This window comes from Streptomyces malachitofuscus (assembly GCF_055571035.1).
Window position 1 is genome coordinate 80,330 of record NZ_JBVIGA010000020.1, and the last position, 16,526, is coordinate 96,855.

Consider the following 16,526-nt stretch of genomic DNA (forward strand, 5'->3'; position numbering starts at 1 on the left):
GGGTCCGGGCCTTCGGCGTTGCGTACGTCGGACACCGCACCCAGGTCCGAACAGACACCGCAAACCCCGTGAACACGCGTAGCGAAAGGGCGGGGCCCCGGGTTGGTGTACCCGGGGCCCCGCCCTGAACGCTGCCGACTGCTACGCCGTATTCATGGCCACAGGGGCCGTCAGTTGTCGTCCTCGTCGATCAGGAAGCCGCGCATCGGCGAGGGCGCCTGGCCCATCGGCGACGGGCCCTGCGGACGCACCGGCGCCATGGGCTGCGTCATGGCCGGCTGCATCTGCTGCTGACCGCCGTACGACGGACCGGACGGACCGCCGGGGCCGCCGCCCATCGTCTGGTTGCCGCCGTAGGACGGCGCACCGGCACCGGCCGGAGCCATCGAGGGCGCCGGGGACGGCGGCAGCGACGGCGCGGCACTCGCGGGCTGGCGCGGCGGGGCGAGCGAGTCGTCCGCCTGGGTCTCCAGCTGACGCAGCTGCGACTCCAGGTAGGACTTCAGCCGCGTGCGGTACTCGCGCTCGAAGCCGCGCAGGTCCTCGACCTTGCGCTCCAGCGTGGCGCGGGCGGACTCCAGGGAGCCCATCGCGACGCGGTGCTTCTCCTGCGCGTCCCGCTCCAGGGCGTCGGCCTTGGCACGGGCGTCCCGCTCGAGACCCTCGGCACGCGAACGCGCCTCGCCCACGATCTTGTTGGCCTCGGAACGGGCCTCCGCGATCGCCTGGTCGGCGGTCTGCTGGGCCAGCGACAGCACCCGCGCGGCGCTGTCGCCGCCGGGGCCTCCCTGACCGGGAAGACCGGGGCCGCCCATGGGACCGCCCATCGGGCCGCCAGGGCCCATCTGCCCCTGCATCGGGCCGCCCTGGCCCATCGGGCCGCCCTGGCCCATCGGCCCGGGACCCTGGCCCATGGGGCCGGGACCCTGCGGGCCGCCCTGTCCGCCGGGGCCGGCGGGCAGCTGAGGAGCACCGCTCGGCAGCTGGGGCGGGCCACCCATGGGGCCGCCCATCTGCTGCTGCGGCGGGCCCGATATGCCGGCGGGCACGGGAGCGCCGGGACCTCGCATGCCCTGCTGGGGCATCCCCTGCTGGGGCATGCCCTGCGGCGGCCCCTGCTGTTGCTGCTGGTCCTGCTGCTCGGGAGGCTTCCGCATGTTCTGCTGGTTCTGGGCAGCAGCGCGCGTGGCCGCGGCCAGTTTGGCGCGCAGGTCCTCGTTCTCGCGGAGCAGGCGCGTCAGTTCGGCTTCGACCTCGTCGAGGAAGGCATCGACCTCGTCCTCGTCATAGCCTTCTCGGAGGCGGACGGTCGTGAACTGCTTGTTCCGCACGTCCTCGGGGGTCAACGGCATCTCTTCACCTCAACGTAGTCATCGGCAGTCGGCAAGACCGTATCGTCCACAGTCACCTCGCGAGATTGCCCACGATCGAGATCAGGATGTAGACGATGATCATCAGGACGAAGAAGGACAGGTCGAGCGCCACGCCCCCGAGACGCAGCGGCGGGATGAACCGCCGCAGAAGCTTCAGCGGTGGATCGGTGACAGTGTAGGTGGCCTCCAGGACGACCACCATCGCCTTGCCGGGTTGCCATGAGCGGGCGAACTGGAACACGTAGTCCATGACCAAACGGAAGATCAGCACGATGAGGAACACCATCAGCGCGATGTAGATCACCTGCGCGAACACGCTCATGGCCTGCTTTTCCCTCTCCCCTGTGCACTGCTCGGTCCGGTCCTGCGTCTCAGCTCTGGTTGAAGAACCCGCCCTCTGCGATGCGGGCCTTGTCCTCCGCCGTGACATCGACGTTAGCAGGCGACAACAGGAACACCTTCTGCGTCACCCGCTCGATGCTGCCGTGAAGACCAAACACCAAACCGGCCGCAAAGTCGACAAGTCGCTTCGCGTCTGTGTCATCCATCTCAGTCAGATTCATGATCACCGGAGTGCCTTCACGGAAGTGTTCCCCGATGGTACGGGCCTCGTTGTAGGTCCGGGGGTGAAGCGTGGTGATCCGGTAAGGCTCTCGTTCCGACACGACCTTGGGCATGATCACCGGTGCGTTCTTCTCCAGGCTTGCGCGTTCTTGTGTGATGGATGCCACGGGCGCGATCCGCGCCGGGCGTGGCGATTCCGCGGCGAGCGAAGCGGATCGGGCGACCGGTTCGCGCGGCGCGGGAGGGTGCACGACTCGTACCTCTTCGTCCCTTTGTGACTGATGCGAGCCGTGGGACTGGTGCGGCGGTTCGTGCCGCCGGTGGTCCCGCTCGGGTTCCGGGTCGAGTTCGGGTTCAAAGTCGTCGTCTGGGTCGAATCCGCGGCCGTCGTACCCATCGTCCTCCACGAGGCCGAGGTAGACCGCCATCTTGCGCATCGCGCCGGCCATGCTCCGAGTCCTCCGCTCTGTGGTGGATCCGCTGACGACCGCCAAGTGCCCGCGATCCACTAGGTCTTTACGTCCGCTGTTCGGCGGAACTGACCATATTTTCTGCTGTGGTCCGACTTCTTGGCGACGTTACCCGAGCCTGGGGCGGACTCCGAGTACCGCACTGCCGACGCGCACATGTGTCGCTCCGGCGGCCACGGCCTGTTCGAGGTCCGCACTCATCCCTGCCGAGACCATGTTCGCAGCCGGATGGGCCCGGCGCAGGTCGGTCGACAAATCCATCAACCGCTCGAACGCCGCCCGTTCCCGTCCCGCGTACTCGCCGGTGAGCGGGGCGACGGTCATGAGTCCGTCGAGCCGCAGCCCTTCGGCCCCGGCGACCAGGCCGGCCAACTCCTCGACTCCGCCGGGCGCGACGCCTCCGCGCTCACCCCGTCCGCTCGCGCCGGCGTCGAACGCCACCTGGATCAGACAGCCGATGTCGCGGCCGGCCCGCACGGCCTCCTTGGAGAGGGCCGTCACCAGCCGGGAACGGTCGACCGACTGCACCAGATCGGCATAACCGACCACCGAACGCACCTTGTTGGTCTGAAGCTGACCGACGAAGTGCCACGTAAGGGGCAGATCCGCACACTCCGCCGCCTTGGGGGCGGCATCCTGGTCGCGGTTCTCGGCGACATGGCGCACACCGAGTTCCGACAGGATCCGCACATCGCTCGCGGGGTACGTCTTGGTGACCACGATGAGGGTCACCTCGTCGCGCGCCCGTCCGGCAGCGGCGCACGCCGCGGTGATCCGCTCCTCCACTCTCGCCAGGTTCGAGGCGAGTTCGCCCTTACGGTCCGTCATGTCCCATCAGTCCAGCCACACATAACCCGCGAGCCGCCCCGTGGTGCGGTCACGGCGGTACGAGAAGTGATCCGCCGACTCCAGCGTGCACACCGGCGACTGCTCCCGGTCGCGCACGCCCAGCCGTTCGAGCTGGGCGTGCACACCCGCGGCCACGTCGACCGCCGGCGTGCCCCAGCTCGTCTCGGCGTGCGCCGCCGGTTCGACGGCGGCCACCTCGGCACGCATCGCCCCGGGCACCTCGTAGCACCGGCCGCACACGGCGGGTCCGGTGCGGACGACGATCCGGGCCGGCTCGGCGCCGAGTCCGGTCATGGCCCGTACGGCCGCGGGAACCACCCCGGCGACCAGTCCGGGCCGGCCCGCGTGGGCGGCGGCAGCCACCTTGGCCACGGGGTCGGCGAGCAGCACCGGCACGCAGTCGGCGGTGAGCACCGCGAGGGCGAGTCCCCGCCGGGCGGTGACGATCGCGTCGACCTCAAGGACCGGGCGGTCGCCCCAGGGTTCGTCGACCACGACGGCGTCGGCCCCGTGCACCTGGTTCATCCAGACCACGCGGGCCGGGTCCACGCCGAGGGACCTGGCGGTCAGGTCGCGGTTGGTGCGTACGGCGTCGGGGTCGTCGCCGACGGCTCCGCCGAGATTGAGCTCCTCATACGGAGCGGCGCTCACCCCGCCCCACCGGTCGGTGAAGGCGAAGTGCGCGCCGCTCACGCTCTCGCGCCGTCCTATCACTTCAGGAAGTCCGGCACGTCCAGCTCCTCGGCCGCGCTGTCGTAGCTGCGCGACGGCGGGACCGGGGGCTGGGCGACCGGGATGTCGTTCGCCGGCTCCGGGGCCACCGGCTCCGGGTCCTCCTTCGGCGTGACGCTGCCGAGCGAGCCGAAGGACGGGCGGCTCTCGGGCTGCCGGGCCGGGGCCGGCTCCTCGCGCTTGGCCGAGGACGAGCCAAGGACGTTGTCCCGTTTGGAGGGCGGCTGACCGCCGTCGAATCCGGCGGCGATCACGGTGACCCGGACCTCGTCGCCGAGCGCGTCGTCGATCACCGCACCGAAGATGATGTTGGCTTCGGGGTGGGCGGCCTCGCTGACCAGCTGGGCGGCCTCGTTGATCTCGAAGAGACCGAGGTCACTGCCGCCCGAGATGGAGAGCAGCACGCCGCGGGCGCCGTCGATGGAGGCTTCCAGCAGCGGCGAGGAGATGGCCATCTCGGCGGCGGCCACCGCGCGGTCGTCGCCGCGGGCCGAGCCGATGCCCATCAGGGCGGACCCGGCCTCGGACATCACCGACTTGACGTCGGCGAAGTCGAGGTTGATCAGACCGGGCGTGGTGATCAGGTCGGTGATGCCCTGGACACCGGAGAGCAGGACCTGGTCCGCCGACTTGAAGGCGTCGAGGACCGACACCTGACGGTCGGAGATGGACAGCAGCCGGTCGTTCGGGATCACGATGAGGGTGTCGACCTCTTCGCGGAGCTCGGCGATGCCGTCCTCGGCCTGGTTGGCACGGCGCCGTCCCTCGAAGGTGAACGGGCGGGTGACCACGCCGATGGTCAGGGCGCCGAGCGAGCGGGCGATGTTGGCCACGACGGGCGCGCCGCCGGTGCCGGTGCCGCCGCCCTCACCGGCCGTCACGAAGACCATGTCGGCCCCCTTGAGGACCTCCTCGATCTCCTCGCGGTGGTCCTCGGCGGCCTTGCGGCCGACGGCCGGGTTGGCTCCGGCGCCGAGTCCGCGGGTGAGTTCACGGCCGACGTCGAGCTTGACGTCGGCGTCGCTCATCAACAGAGCTTGCGCGTCGGTGTTGATGGCGATGAACTCGACGCCCTTGAGACCGACCTCGATCATCCGGTTGATGGCATTGACACCACCGCCGCCGACACCGATGACTTTGATGACTGCGAGGTAGTTCTGCGGTGCTGCCACGTCGAAGGCCTCTCGCCTCGAGTTACGTGTCGCCTTCTCGCGGGTGCGCCGCGGTCCGACGACTGATGCCGAATGGGACGGTCCGTATCGCCGACCCGAACCCTAACGGTGAAGTTTAGGGTTACCAGTGTGTCTGTTCCCTGGAGTCTTCTGAACAGGACACTAAGTCGACAAGTGGCGCACGTTCAACGAACACGCCGAACCTCCCGTTTTTCTTTTCACCCTATGTGATCAGCCGTAGCGCTGCCCAACCAGGGTGCTGGCCTGCACTGATGCGCGTCAACTCCCTGATGACGCCGGAGCGGTGGGAACGCTGACGTCGAAGTGCCGTGCGCGGGGCTCCGCTTTCATCAGCGCGGTGAGAGTACGGCCCTTGGCGGCACCCTTCTCACTGCTTCCCCAGTCGACCGTACGGCCGTCCGCCAGTTCCAGCGAGATGTCGTCGTAGGAACGGACCTTGACGCTCCGCGTCGCCCGCGCCACGGAGTCCGGAAGGGCGCCCGCCACCCGCACCGCCTCCCGCGTCAGCCGGTCCTCGCCGAAGCGGCGCAGACTCGCCGCCGTGGAACCGCTGCCGGACGCCTCCCATTTCAGCTGGGCCACGCCTTTGGGAGCCTTGGAAACCGTGGCGAACCGGACACCTTCGTCATCCACTTCGATGAACTTTCCCGCTTTGTGGATGAGGAGAACGGGGGTGCGTTCCGTAACGTTCAGCGTGATTTCGTGCGGCCAGGAACGGACCACGTCAATCGTGTCAATTCGGGGCAATGCCTTGGCGAGCCGGGCCTCGATCGCCTCGGTGTCGACGGAGATCAGCTGTTCCCCGAGGGGAACGTCGGCGGCTTCGCGCACCTGGGCAGGTGTCAGCACCCCGGTGCCCGACACGGAGACCCGCTCCACACGCACCAGGTCCGACCCGTACAGCAGCCAGAACGCCCCGCTGCCGAGGAACACCAGGACAACGGCCGATGCGATGATCCGACGAAGACGCCGTCGCCCGAACCGCCTGACGGGCGGCGGGCCGGACGACTCCCGCTTGCGTTCACCGCGCTCCGCGGTGGTCGATCCGGCCACGCTCCCTGCCTTCCGTCATACGCGTCTAACGGTGTGCACGGGCGGCGATCGCCTCGTACACCATGCCGACGAGCAGGTCGTCGGCGTCCCGGCGGCCGAACTCGGCGGCGGCGCGGGACATCTCGTACAGCCGGTGCGGGTCGGCGAGCACCGGCAGCACGTTCTGCTGCACCCACTCCGGCGTCAGTTCCGCGTCGTCGACCAGCAGTCCGCCGCCGGCCTTGACCACCGGCTGGGCGTTGAGCCGCTGTTCGCCGTTGCCGATGGGCAGCGGCACATAGGCGGCCGGGAGCCCGACGGCGGAGAGTTCGGCGACGGTCATCGCGCCCGCGCGGCAGAGCATCATGTCGGCAGCGGCGTACGCGAGATCCATCCGGTCCAGGTAACTTACCGGGATGTAGGGGGGCATGCCCGGCATCTGCTGCACCTGCGGCAGTTCGTTCTTCGGTCCGACCGCGTGCAGGATCTGGATACCGGCCTGCTGGAGCCACGGAGCGACCTGCTGGACGACCTCGTTGAGCCGACGGGCGCCCTGCGAGCCGCCGGTGACCAGCAGCGTCGGCAGGTTGGGGTCGAGCCCGAACGCGGCGCGGGCTTCCGGGCGGACGGCGGCCCGGTCGAGGGTGGCGATGGAGCGGCGCAGCGGGATGCCGATGTAGCGGGCGTTGCGCAGCTTGCTGTCGGGCGTGGAGACGGCGACCTGGGCCGCGTAGCGCGAGCCGATCTTGTTGGCCAGACCGGGCCGGGCGTTGGCCTCGTGGATCACGATCGGCACGCCGAGCCGCTTGGCCGCGAGGTAGCCGGGCAGGGCGACGTAGCCGCCGAAGCCCACCACGGCGTCCGCCTTGGTGCGCTCCAGGATCTGCTCGGTCGCCTTGATGGTGCCGCGCAGCCGGCCCGGGACGGTGATCAGCTCGGGGGTGGGCTTGCGTGGCAGCGGTACGGCGGGGATCAGCGCCAGCTCGTACCCGCGCTCGGGTACGAGACGGGTCTCGAGGCCGCGCTCCGTGCCCAGGGCCGTGATGCCCACGGTCGGATCCTGCCTGCGCAGGGCGTCCGCGAGGGCGAGCGCGGGCTCGATGTGGCCCGCGGTTCCTCCGCCGGCGAGTACGACATGCACCGAAATTCACCGCTCTCCGGACGAACGCACCCTCGGGGCGCGCCGTCGCATCGTGTTCCATCTCCGGGGCCGCTGAGAACCCCCGATCCGCTTTTTACCAAAGCGGGGTTGCCGCATCGCAAGCGCCATCCGCGCAGCGGGATCCTCACGCGCGAAGGCGATCAGCAGCCCGATGGCGAACATGGTCGGCAGCAGGGCGGACCCTCCGTAGGAGAACAGCGGGAGCGGGACACCGGCGATCGGCAGCAGGCCGAGCACCGCACCGATGTTGATCACGGCCTGGGCCATGATCCAGGTGGTCACGCCTCCCGCGGCATACCTCACGAAGGGGTCCTCCGTGCGTCCGGCCACGCGGATACCCGCATAGCCTAGAGCCGCGAAGAGGGCGAGTACCGACAGCGTCCCCGCCAGGCCCAGTTCCTCACCGGTGACGGCGAAGATGAAGTCCGTGTGCGCTTCGGGCAGTTGGCCCCATTTCTCCACGCTCGCACCGAGCCCGGAACCGAAGATGCCGCCGGAGGCGAGGGCGTAGATCCCGTGCACGGCCTGCCAGCAGTCCACCGGGCCCGACTGCGGTTCGGTGGCGCCGAGACAGGCGAGCCGGGCCATGCGGTTGGGGCTGGTGCGGATGAGGATCGCACCGAGCAGCGCGGCGACGGACAGTACACCGACGAACAGCCGCGTCGGTGCTCCAGCCAGCCAGAGCAGGCCGAACAGGACCGCGGTGAGGATGATCGCCGTCCCCATGTCGCCGCCCAGCATGATCAGCCCGAGCAGCATGAAGGCGGCCGGCACCAGCGGCACCAGCATGTGCTTCCACTGGGTCAGCAGCCGCTTGTCCTGCTTGCGGGCCAGCAGATCGGCGCCCCACAGCACCAGCGCGAGCTTGCCGAACTCACTGGGCTGCAGCTGGAAGGAGCTGCCGAGGGCGATCCAGTTCTGGTTGCCGTTGACCGCGACTCCTATCCCCGGCACCTGCACCAGGGCCATCAGGAAGACGGCGCCCGCGAGGATGGGATAGGCCAGCGCACGGTGCAGCTTCACCGGCATCCGGGAGGCCACCAGCAGCAGTACGGCGCCGATCACGGCCGCCAGGAGCTGCTTGCGGAAGAAGTACGAGCCCGGCAGCGACATCTGCAGCGCCGTGATCTGGGAGGCCGAATACACCATCACCAGACCCAGCACGGTGATCAGCAGACTGCCGCCGAGGATCAGGTAGTAGGCGGTCAGCGGACGGTCCCAGGCCCTGCGCGCCCTGGTGACGAGGGTGCGCACGGGGTTCTCGCGCGGCGGGCCGGGGACGACGGACCCCCGGGCGGCCCGCTGCACGGGCGGGCGGCCGGTACGGCTACCGGGCATCCCGGCCTCCGCCCCTTGCCGGACCACAGGCTCCAGGGCCTGTCGTCCGGATCACGTCGCAGACGCGGGGCCTGGCACGCGTATCTGCCGCGTTGCCGTCGGTTGCCAGGGCTCCGCCCCGGCGCCCTCCCCCGCCTTGCAGCCGCACGCACCAGGCCACGCTCACGGTGCTGACAGGGCACCGCCGGTTCCCTGCGGCATGATCCGAACGACAGGCCCTAGACGGTCCCACGCGTCCCTCCCAAGATCGCCCGGCGCCAGGCGGCCGGGGGTCAGGCGCCGAGCTCGCGCACCGCCTGTGCGAACGCGTCACCGCGCTTGTTGTAGTTGGCGAACATGTCCATCGAGGCGCAGGCGGGGGCCAGCAGTACCGTGTCGCCGGGCCGTGCGAGCCGCTTCGCCTCCTGGACAGCCTGGAGCATCGCCCCAGTGTCGGTCCGGTCGAGGTCGACGACGGGTACTTCCGGGGCGTGTCGCGCGAGGGCTTCGCGGATCAGGGCCCGGTCCCTGCCGATCAGCACGGCACCGCGCAGCCGCTTCGACGAGTCCGCGACCAGCTCGTCGAAGGTGGCGCCCTTGGCGAGGCCGCCGGCGATCCACACGATCGACTCGTAGGCGGCCAACGAGGCCCCGGCGGCGTGGGTGTTGGTCGCCTTGGAGTCGTCGACGTAGGCGACGCCGTCCAGGTCGGCGACGTGCGCGATGCGGTGGGCGTCCGGGGTGAAGGCCCGCAGTCCGTCCCGTACGGCGCCCGCGGGCACCCCGTAGGCGCGCGCCAGGGCGGCGGCCGCAAGGGCGTTGGCGACGTTGTGCGGGGCCGGAGGCCTGACGTCGGAGACCTCGGCGAGCTCCTGGGCGTTCTTGTGCCGGTTCTCGACGAAGGCTCGGTCGACCAGAAGGCCCTCCACGACGCCGAGTTGGGAGGGGCCCGGGGTGCCCAGCGTGAAGCCGACGGCGCGGCAGCCCTCCTCGACGTCGGCCTCGCGGACCAGGTCCTCGGTGGCCTTGTCGGCCACGTTGTAGACGCAGGCGACGCGATTGCCCTCGTAGACGCGGCCCTTGTCCTTGGCGTACGCCTCCATGGAGCCGTGCCAGTCCAGGTGGTCGGGGGCGAGGTTGAGCACCGCCGCGGAGTGGGCGCGCAGGGACGGCGCCCAGTGGAGCTGGTAGCTGGACAGCTCCACGGCGAGCACGTCGTACTCCTCCTCGCCGAGCACCGCGTCGAGGAGGGAGACGCCGATGTTGCCGACGGCCGCGGTGCGCAGGCCGGCCGCCTTCAGGATGGAGGCGAGCATCTGGACGGTGGTGGTCTTGCCGTTGGTGCCGGTGACCGCGAGCCAGGGGGCCGCGCCCGGCTTCCTGAGCCGCCAGGCGAGTTCGACGTCGCCCCACACCGGCACCCCGGCCGCGTCCGCCGCCGCGAAGAGCGGCTTGTCCGGCTTCCATCCCGGGGCGGTGACGATCAGTTCGGTGCCGTCGGGCAGGGTGGCGCCGTCACCGAGGCGCACGGTGACGCCGAGCGCCTCCAGTTCCGCCGCCTGCTCCCGCGCGCGTGCGTCGTCGCCGTCGTTGACGACGGTCACCTTCGCGCCGAGCCCGTGCAGCACCTTGGCCGCCGGGACGCCGGAGACGCCGAGTCCGGCGACGGTGACGTTCTTCCCCTGCCAGTCGGTCACTTGTCCGCTGCCCATCCCGCGTAGAAGAGGCCCAGTCCGACGATCACACAGATGCCCTGGATGATCCAGAAGCGGACCACCACAAGGACTTCGGACCAGCCTTTGAGTTCGAAGTGGTGCTGGAGCGGCGCCATCCGGAAGACGCGCTTCCCGGTGAGCCGGAACGAGCCGACCTGGATGACCACCGACATGGTGATGAGGACGAACAGACCGCCGAGGATCGCCAGCAGCAGCTCGGTGCGGGAGCAGATCGCGAGACCCGCGAGCACACCGCCGAGCGCCAGCGAACCGGTGTCGCCCATGAAGATCTTGGCGGGCGAGGTGTTCCACCAGAGGAAGCCCAGGCAGCTGCCCATCAGCGCGGCGGAGACCACCGCCAGGTCGAGCGGGTCACGGACCTCGTAACAGGCACCCGGGTTGGTCAGGGTTCCGGCGTTGGCGCAGGACTCCTGCCACTGCCAGACGCCGATGAAGGTGTAGGCGCCGAAGACCAGGACGGAGGCACCGGTGGCGAGACCGTCGAGACCGTCGGTGAGGTTCACGCCGTTCGACATCGCGAGGATCATGAACAGCGCCCAGACGACGAACAGCACCGGGCCGATGGTCCAGCCGAAGTCCGTGATGAACGACAGCTTGGTGGAGGCCGGGGTGTTGCCGCGGGCGTCCGCGAACTGGAGCGAGAGCACCGCGAAGGCGATACCGCCGAGGAGCTGTCCGGCCATCTTCGCCTTGGCCCGCAGACCCAGCGAACGCCGCTTGACGATCTTGATGTAGTCGTCGAGGAAGCCGACCAGGCCCATGCCGACCATCAGGCCGAGCACCAGCACACCGGAGTAGGTCGGCGGCTTGCCGGTGATGAGCTTCGACAGGAAGTAGGCGGCGACCGTCGCCAGGATGAAGGCGATACCGCCCATCGTCGGCGTACCGCGCTTGCTGGCGTGCTCGCGCGGGCCGTCGTCGCGGATGTACTGCCCGTACCCCTTGCGGGCGAGCAGCTTGATCAGCAGCGGGGTGCCGACCAGCGTCAGGAAGAGGCCAATGACTCCTGAGAACAGGATCTGATTCATCATCGGGCTGCGACCTCACCCTCGGCACCGGTCTCGAGCAGCGCCTGCGCCACGCTCTCGAGTCCGACCGAACGGGACGCCTTCACGAGAACGACGTCTCCCGGGCGCAATTGGCTGCGCAACAGGTCGACCGCCGCCTGTGCGTCGGACACGTGCACCGACTCCTCACCCCACGAACCCTCGTTATATGCGCCCAGTTGCAGCCAGGCGGCTTCCCTGCCCCCGACCGCGACGAGCTTGCTGACGTTGAGCCGGACGGCGAGCCGTCCGACCGCGTCGTGCTCGGCGAGCGCCTCGTCCCCGAGCTCGGCCATCTTGCCGAGCACCGCCCACGTACGACGCCCTTTGCCCATGGCCACCAGCGCGCGCAGCGCGGCCTTCATGGACTCGGGGTTCGCGTTGTAGGCGTCGTTGACGACCGTCACGCCGTCCGGGCGCTCGGTGACCTCCATCCGCCAGCGGGAGAGGGAGCCCGCCTCGGAGAGCGCGCGGGCGATCTCGTCTGCGGACATGCCCAACTCGTGGGCGACGGCGGCCGCGGCGAGCGCGTTCGACACGTGATGCTCACCGTACAGGCGCATGGTCACATCGGATGCACCGGAGGGTGTGTGAAGCCTGAAGGAGGGCTGTCCGCTGTCCGTGAGTCGCACGTTCTCGGCGGAGACGTCCGCTTCGTCGGACTCTCCGAAAAGGATCACCTTCGCCTTCGTACGGGCGGCCATGGCCCTGACGAAGGGGTCGTCCGCGTTGAGGATCGCGGCGCCCCCCTCCTCGGCCGGGGGCAGGGCCTCGACCAGTTCGCCCTTGGCCTCGGCGATCTGCTCCCGGCCGCCGAACTCCCCGATGTGGGCGGAGCCGACGTTCAGGACCAGACCGACCCTCGGCGGGGTCAGACCGGTGAGGTACCGGATATGGCCGATTCCGCGCGCTCCCATCTCCAGCACGAGGAACTTCGTCTCCTCGGTGGCGGTGAGCGCGGTGAGCGGCAGCCCGATCTCGTTGTTGAGGGATCCGGGGGTGAAGACGGTCGGCGCCTTGCTCCGCAGCACCTGGGCGATGAGGTCCTTGGTACTGGTCTTGCCGGCCGATCCGGTCAGCGCGACGAGGGTGGCGCCGAGCCGGCCGACGACATGCCGGGCGAGGGCCCCGAGCGCGGCCTGGACGTCCTCCACGACGATCGCGGGCACGCCGACGGGGCGGGAGGCCAGCACGGCGGCCGCTCCCGCCTCGACGACCGCGGCCGCGTAGTCGTGTCCGTCCACGCGCTCGCCGACGAAGGCGACGAACAGGCTGCCGGGGCCCGCCTCCCGCGAGTCCCGGACCACCGGCCCGGTGACCTGCACGGACGGGTCCGGTATGTCGTGCGTCTGCCCGCCGACGACTTCTGCGATCTCGGCGAGGGAGAGGGCGATCACAAGTTCATCCCTGGGTCTTCTTGATGGCTTCGCGAAGCACCTGGCGGTCGTCGAAGGGACGCACCACCCCGGCGATGTCCTGTCCCTGCTCGTGGCCCTTGCCCGCGACCAGCACCGTGTCGCCGGGCTCGGCCCGGGCGACGGCGGCGGCGATCGCGGCGGCCCGGTCCTCGAAGACCTGCACCTCGCCGCGCTCGTGGGCGGGCACGGAGGCCGCGCCCTGGAGCATGGCGGCGAGGATCGCCAGGGGGTCCTCGGAGCGGGGGTTGTCGGAGGTCAGTACGGCGGTGTCGGCGAGCCGCGCGACGGCGGCGCCCATGGGCTCCCGCTTGGTCGTGTCGCGGTCGCCGCCGCAACCGAGCACGACGTGCACCCGGCCCTCGGTGACCTTGCGCAGGGCGCGCAGCACCGATTCCACCGCGTCGGTCTTGTGGGCGTAGTCGACGACCGCCAGGTACGGCTGGCCCACGTCGACGCGCTCGAGCCGGCCGGGCACGCCCGGCACGGCGGCGACGCCGTCGGCGGCGGCCTGCGGGTCGAGGCCGGCGGCGGCGAGGGCGACGACCGCGGCGAGGGTGTTGGCCACGTTGAAGGGGCCCGGCAGCGGGGAGCGGGCGGTGACCCGCTCGTCCTTGGGGCCGACGACGGTGAACGTCGAGTCCAGCGGGCCGACCTCGACGTCCTCGGCGCGCCAGTCGGCGTCGGGGTGGCCCTCGGCGGAGTAGGTGACGACCGGGACGCCTGCCTCCTTGGCGAGGCGGCGGCCGTACTCGTCGTCCACGTTGACCACGCCGAGCCTGCTGCGGGCGGGCGTGAACAGCTGCGCCTTGGCCTGGAAGTAGTCCTCCATCCCGGAGTGGAACTCCATGTGCTCCGGGCTGAGGTTGGTGAAGACGGCGATGTCGAAGACACAGCCGTCGACCCGCCCGAGGACCAGGGCGTGGCTGGAGACCTCCATGGCGACCGCGTCGGTGCCGCGCTCACGCATGACGGCGAACAGCGCCTGGAGGTCGGTGGCCTCGGGCGTGGTGCGTTCGGACTTGATGCGCTCGTCGCCGATGCGCATCTCCACGGTGCCGATCAGACCGGTGCTCCGGACGGTCTTCAGGCCGCCCTCGACCAGATAGGCGGTGGTGGTCTTGCCCGAGGTGCCGGTGATGCCGATCTGGAGCAGATCGCGGCCCGGATGGCCGTAGATGGTGGCGGCCAGCTCGCCCATCCGCGCGCGGGGGTCGTCCACCACCAGCGCCGGCAGTCCGGTCCGGGCGACGCGCTCGACGCCGGACGGGTCGGTCAGCACGGCGACCGCGCCGAGGCCGGCGGCCTGGGTGACGAAGTCGGCGCCGTGGGCGCGGGCGCCGGGGAGGGCTGCGTACAGGTCGCCCGGGCGGACGGCGCGCGAGTCATGGGTGATGCCCGTGACCTCGGCGGTCCGTTCCGGCGCGGGGGTGCCCAGCTGACCGGCGAGTTCCGCGAGGGGTGTGGCGGAGACCTGAACCGGCCGGGGCGGTCCCGGATATGTCACGGGGTGGCCCTTCTGGGTGGATTGGGACTGATCAGCGTGTGGCACGGCGGTGAGCGTACCGGGCCCACCGGCAGGTGAGCCAAGCGAGGTGCGGGAGGTGCTCTGGTTCCCGGGATCCGGGGTGATCGTTGTCACGAGGTGGTTCCTGGTGGCTCGGTGCTCGGTACGGGTCAGGGCTTGAAGGTGACCGGGAGGTCGGCGGGGGCGGCGCCGGTGGGCGGCACCTGGAGAGTCTTCAGGGCGAACGCCATGACCTGCTTGTACACCGGGCCGCAGATCTGGCCGCCGAAGTAGCTGCCCTCGGTGGCGTTCTGGATGACGCAGTAGACGGTGATCCTGGGCTTGTCGGCGGGCGCGAACCCGGCGAAGGACGAGGTGTAGCCGTGGTACTTGCCGGTGGCCGGATCCACGCGGTTCGCCGTACCGGTCTTCCCCGCGACCCGGTAACCCGGGATGCGCGCCTTGGTGCCGGTGCCCTCCTCGTCGTCCACGACCGACTCCAGCATCCGGGCGAGCGTCTTCGCCGTCTTCTCGCTGACGACCCGGGTCTCCTTGGGCTTCGGGGCGGGGGTGAAGCGTCCGTCGGGCCCCTTGGAGCCGCGGACGAGGGTGGGTTCGACGCGGACGCCGCCGTTGGCGATGGTCGAGTAGATGGAGGCGGCCTGCATGGCGTTGATGGAGACGCCCTGGCCGAAAGGAATCGTGTACTGCTGCGAGGTGGACCACGCGCCGGGCGGGGCGAGGATGCCCTTGGTCTCGCCGGGGAAGCCCAGTCCGGTGTGGCTGCCGAGGCCGAACTTGCGCAGGTAGTCGTAGAGCACCTTGTTGGCCTGGGACTGGGTCCTGCCCAGCTGGCCGGTGGCGAGGATGGTGCCGATGTTGCTGGACTTGGCGAGCACGCCGTTGAGCGTGAGGTACCACGTCGGGTGGTCGATGTCGTCCTTGAAGAGCCGGTCGCCGCGGTGCAGCCGGTTGGGCACGACCACATGGGTTCCCGGGGTGGCGACGTTCTCCTCGAGGACGGCGGCCATGGAGAGGACCTTGGCCGTGGAGCCGGGTTCGAAGGCGTCCTGGACGGCCGCGTTGCCGAGCGCCTTCGGATCGGCCTCGGAGAGGTTGTTGGGGTCGAATCCGGGCGCGTTGGCCATCGCGAGGACCTCGCCGGTGCGGGTGTCCTGGACGATGACGTAGCCGCGGTCGGCCGCGGACTCCCTCACCTGCTTGCTGATGGCGTTCTGGGCGGCCCACTGGATGTCGCGGTGGATGGTGAGCTCGACGTCGCTGCCGGGCACGGCCGGGGTCTCGGTGGAGCCCGCGGTCGGGACCAGACGGCCGCCGGACTGGGCGTAACGGATCTTGCCGTCCTCGCCGGCCAGCCGCTTGTCCAACTGGAGCTCGATGCCGCCGGCGCCCTTGCCCGCGGCGTTGACCCAGCCCAGTATCCCCGCGGCGAGTTCGTTGTTGGGGTACACCCGCTTGCTGGTGGGCACGGAGAAGACGCCGGCCAGGACGTTGGCCGTGGAGTCGTCGCTCTCCGCCTTCTTCGCGAGGGCGGCCTTCAGGTCCTTGATCTGCTTCCAGACCTGCGGGGTCTGGCGGCCGGCCAGCTTGACGTAGCGCAGTGTCCTGTTCTCCGGCCGGAGCTTCCTGACCAGGTCCTCCTGGTCCTCGCCGAGGATAGGTGCGAGGAGGGCGGCGGCCTGCTCGGGACCGTCGGCGACCTCCAGCTCGTCCGGGGTGAACATCGTCGGGTCGGCGGTGATGTCGTAGGCGTCCTCGCTGGTCGCGAGGGCCACGCCGTTGCGGTCGGTGATCTCCCCGCGTTCCGCGGCCAGCACCTGGCCGACGTAGCGGTTCTGCTCCGCCTTGCCCGCGTAGGTGCTCGCGTCGACGGCCTGCACCTGGAACAGGCGTACGACGAAGGCGAGCATGACCAGGGTCAGGGCGACACCGATCAGGCGCAGCCGGGGCCGGTGGCTGCCCAGGCGGATGACCTTGGGCGCCGCGGGACGGGGTCCGGCGGGCCTGCGGGCCGGGCGGGCGCCGGGTCCCGGGCGCCGGGCGGCGCCCTGCCGGGCGGGCCTGGCGGGTCCGGGCACCCGGCGGCGGGGCGGTTCCCTGTCGGACACT

At 70.4% G+C, this 16,526-nt stretch carries 14 protein-coding genes; all 14 read right to left on the minus strand.

Features of this window, described 5'->3' with window-relative positions; all coding sequences use genetic code 11:
- Positions 1 to 170: 170 nt before the first annotated feature.
- Positions 171 to 1,352, minus strand: a complete 1,182-nt coding sequence (locus ACZ44S_RS26895; protein WP_466933336.1) for a DivIVA domain-containing protein — start codon at positions 1,350 to 1,352, stop codon at positions 171 to 173.
- Positions 1,353 to 1,404: 52 nt separating this feature from the next.
- Positions 1,405 to 1,695, minus strand: coding sequence for a YggT family protein (locus ACZ44S_RS26900; protein WP_004932337.1), 291 nt, complete (start codon positions 1,693 to 1,695; stop codon positions 1,405 to 1,407).
- Between the two features lie 49 nt (positions 1,696 to 1,744).
- The gene (locus ACZ44S_RS26905) at positions 1,745 to 2,386 is read right to left on the minus strand and encodes a cell division protein SepF (RefSeq protein WP_190162050.1); all 642 of its coding nucleotides are present in this window, start codon (positions 2,384 to 2,386) and stop codon (positions 1,745 to 1,747) included.
- Positions 2,387 to 2,515: 129 nt separating this feature from the next.
- Entirely contained in the window at positions 2,516 to 3,235 is a 720-nt protein-coding gene (locus ACZ44S_RS26910; RefSeq protein WP_466933339.1) for a YggS family pyridoxal phosphate-dependent enzyme, read from the minus strand.
- A gap of 6 nt (positions 3,236 to 3,241) precedes the next feature.
- A complete protein-coding gene (gene pgeF, locus ACZ44S_RS26915; protein ID WP_466933340.1) occupies positions 3,242 to 3,970 on the minus strand; it encodes a peptidoglycan editing factor PgeF in 729 nt (242 codons plus the stop codon).
- Positions 3,967 to 5,160 carry a cell division protein FtsZ gene (ftsZ, locus tag ACZ44S_RS26920; RefSeq protein ID WP_466933342.1) on the minus strand — a complete coding sequence of 398 codons (1,194 nt, stop codon included), beginning with the start codon at positions 5,158 to 5,160 and terminating at the stop codon, positions 3,967 to 3,969. Before ftsZ ends, pgeF begins: the two co-directional genes overlap by 4 nt.
- Positions 5,161 to 5,439: 279 nt before the next feature.
- Positions 5,440 to 6,234, minus strand: a complete 795-nt coding sequence (locus tag ACZ44S_RS26925) for a cell division protein FtsQ/DivIB (protein ID WP_466933344.1) — start codon at positions 6,232 to 6,234, stop codon at positions 5,440 to 5,442.
- Positions 6,235 to 6,259: 25 nt separating this feature from the next.
- The gene (gene murG / locus ACZ44S_RS26930) at positions 6,260 to 7,354 is read right to left on the minus strand and encodes an undecaprenyldiphospho-muramoylpentapeptide beta-N-acetylglucosaminyltransferase (RefSeq protein WP_466933347.1); all 1,095 of its coding nucleotides are present in this window, start codon (positions 7,352 to 7,354) and stop codon (positions 6,260 to 6,262) included.
- A gap of 6 nt (positions 7,355 to 7,360) precedes the next feature.
- On the minus strand, positions 7,361 to 8,713 hold the full coding sequence (ftsW, locus tag ACZ44S_RS26935; RefSeq protein WP_466933349.1) for a putative lipid II flippase FtsW: 1,353 nt from the start codon (positions 8,711 to 8,713) through the stop codon (positions 7,361 to 7,363).
- A gap of 272 nt (positions 8,714 to 8,985) precedes the next feature.
- Positions 8,986 to 10,404 carry a UDP-N-acetylmuramoyl-L-alanine--D-glutamate ligase gene (gene murD, locus ACZ44S_RS26940; RefSeq protein ID WP_466933351.1) on the minus strand — a complete coding sequence of 473 codons (1,419 nt, stop codon included), beginning with the start codon at positions 10,402 to 10,404 and terminating at the stop codon, positions 8,986 to 8,988.
- Positions 10,386 to 11,459 (minus strand): phospho-N-acetylmuramoyl-pentapeptide-transferase, encoded by a 1,074-nt coding sequence (mraY, locus tag ACZ44S_RS26945; protein ID WP_466933353.1) that lies wholly within the window; start codon positions 11,457 to 11,459, stop codon positions 10,386 to 10,388. Before mraY ends, murD begins: the two co-directional genes overlap by 19 nt.
- Positions 11,456 to 12,871, minus strand: a complete 1,416-nt coding sequence (locus ACZ44S_RS26950) for a UDP-N-acetylmuramoyl-tripeptide--D-alanyl-D-alanine ligase (RefSeq protein ID WP_466933355.1) — start codon at positions 12,869 to 12,871, stop codon at positions 11,456 to 11,458. Before ACZ44S_RS26950 ends, mraY begins: the two co-directional genes overlap by 4 nt.
- A 4-nt stretch (positions 12,872 to 12,875) precedes the next feature.
- The gene (locus tag ACZ44S_RS26955) at positions 12,876 to 14,396 is read right to left on the minus strand and encodes a UDP-N-acetylmuramoyl-L-alanyl-D-glutamate--2,6-diaminopimelate ligase (protein ID WP_466933357.1); all 1,521 of its coding nucleotides are present in this window, start codon (positions 14,394 to 14,396) and stop codon (positions 12,876 to 12,878) included.
- A gap of 170 nt (positions 14,397 to 14,566) precedes the next feature.
- Entirely contained in the window at positions 14,567 to 16,525 is a 1,959-nt protein-coding gene (locus ACZ44S_RS26960) for a peptidoglycan D,D-transpeptidase FtsI family protein (protein ID WP_466933359.1), read from the minus strand.
- Position 16,526 lies beyond the last annotated feature (1 nt).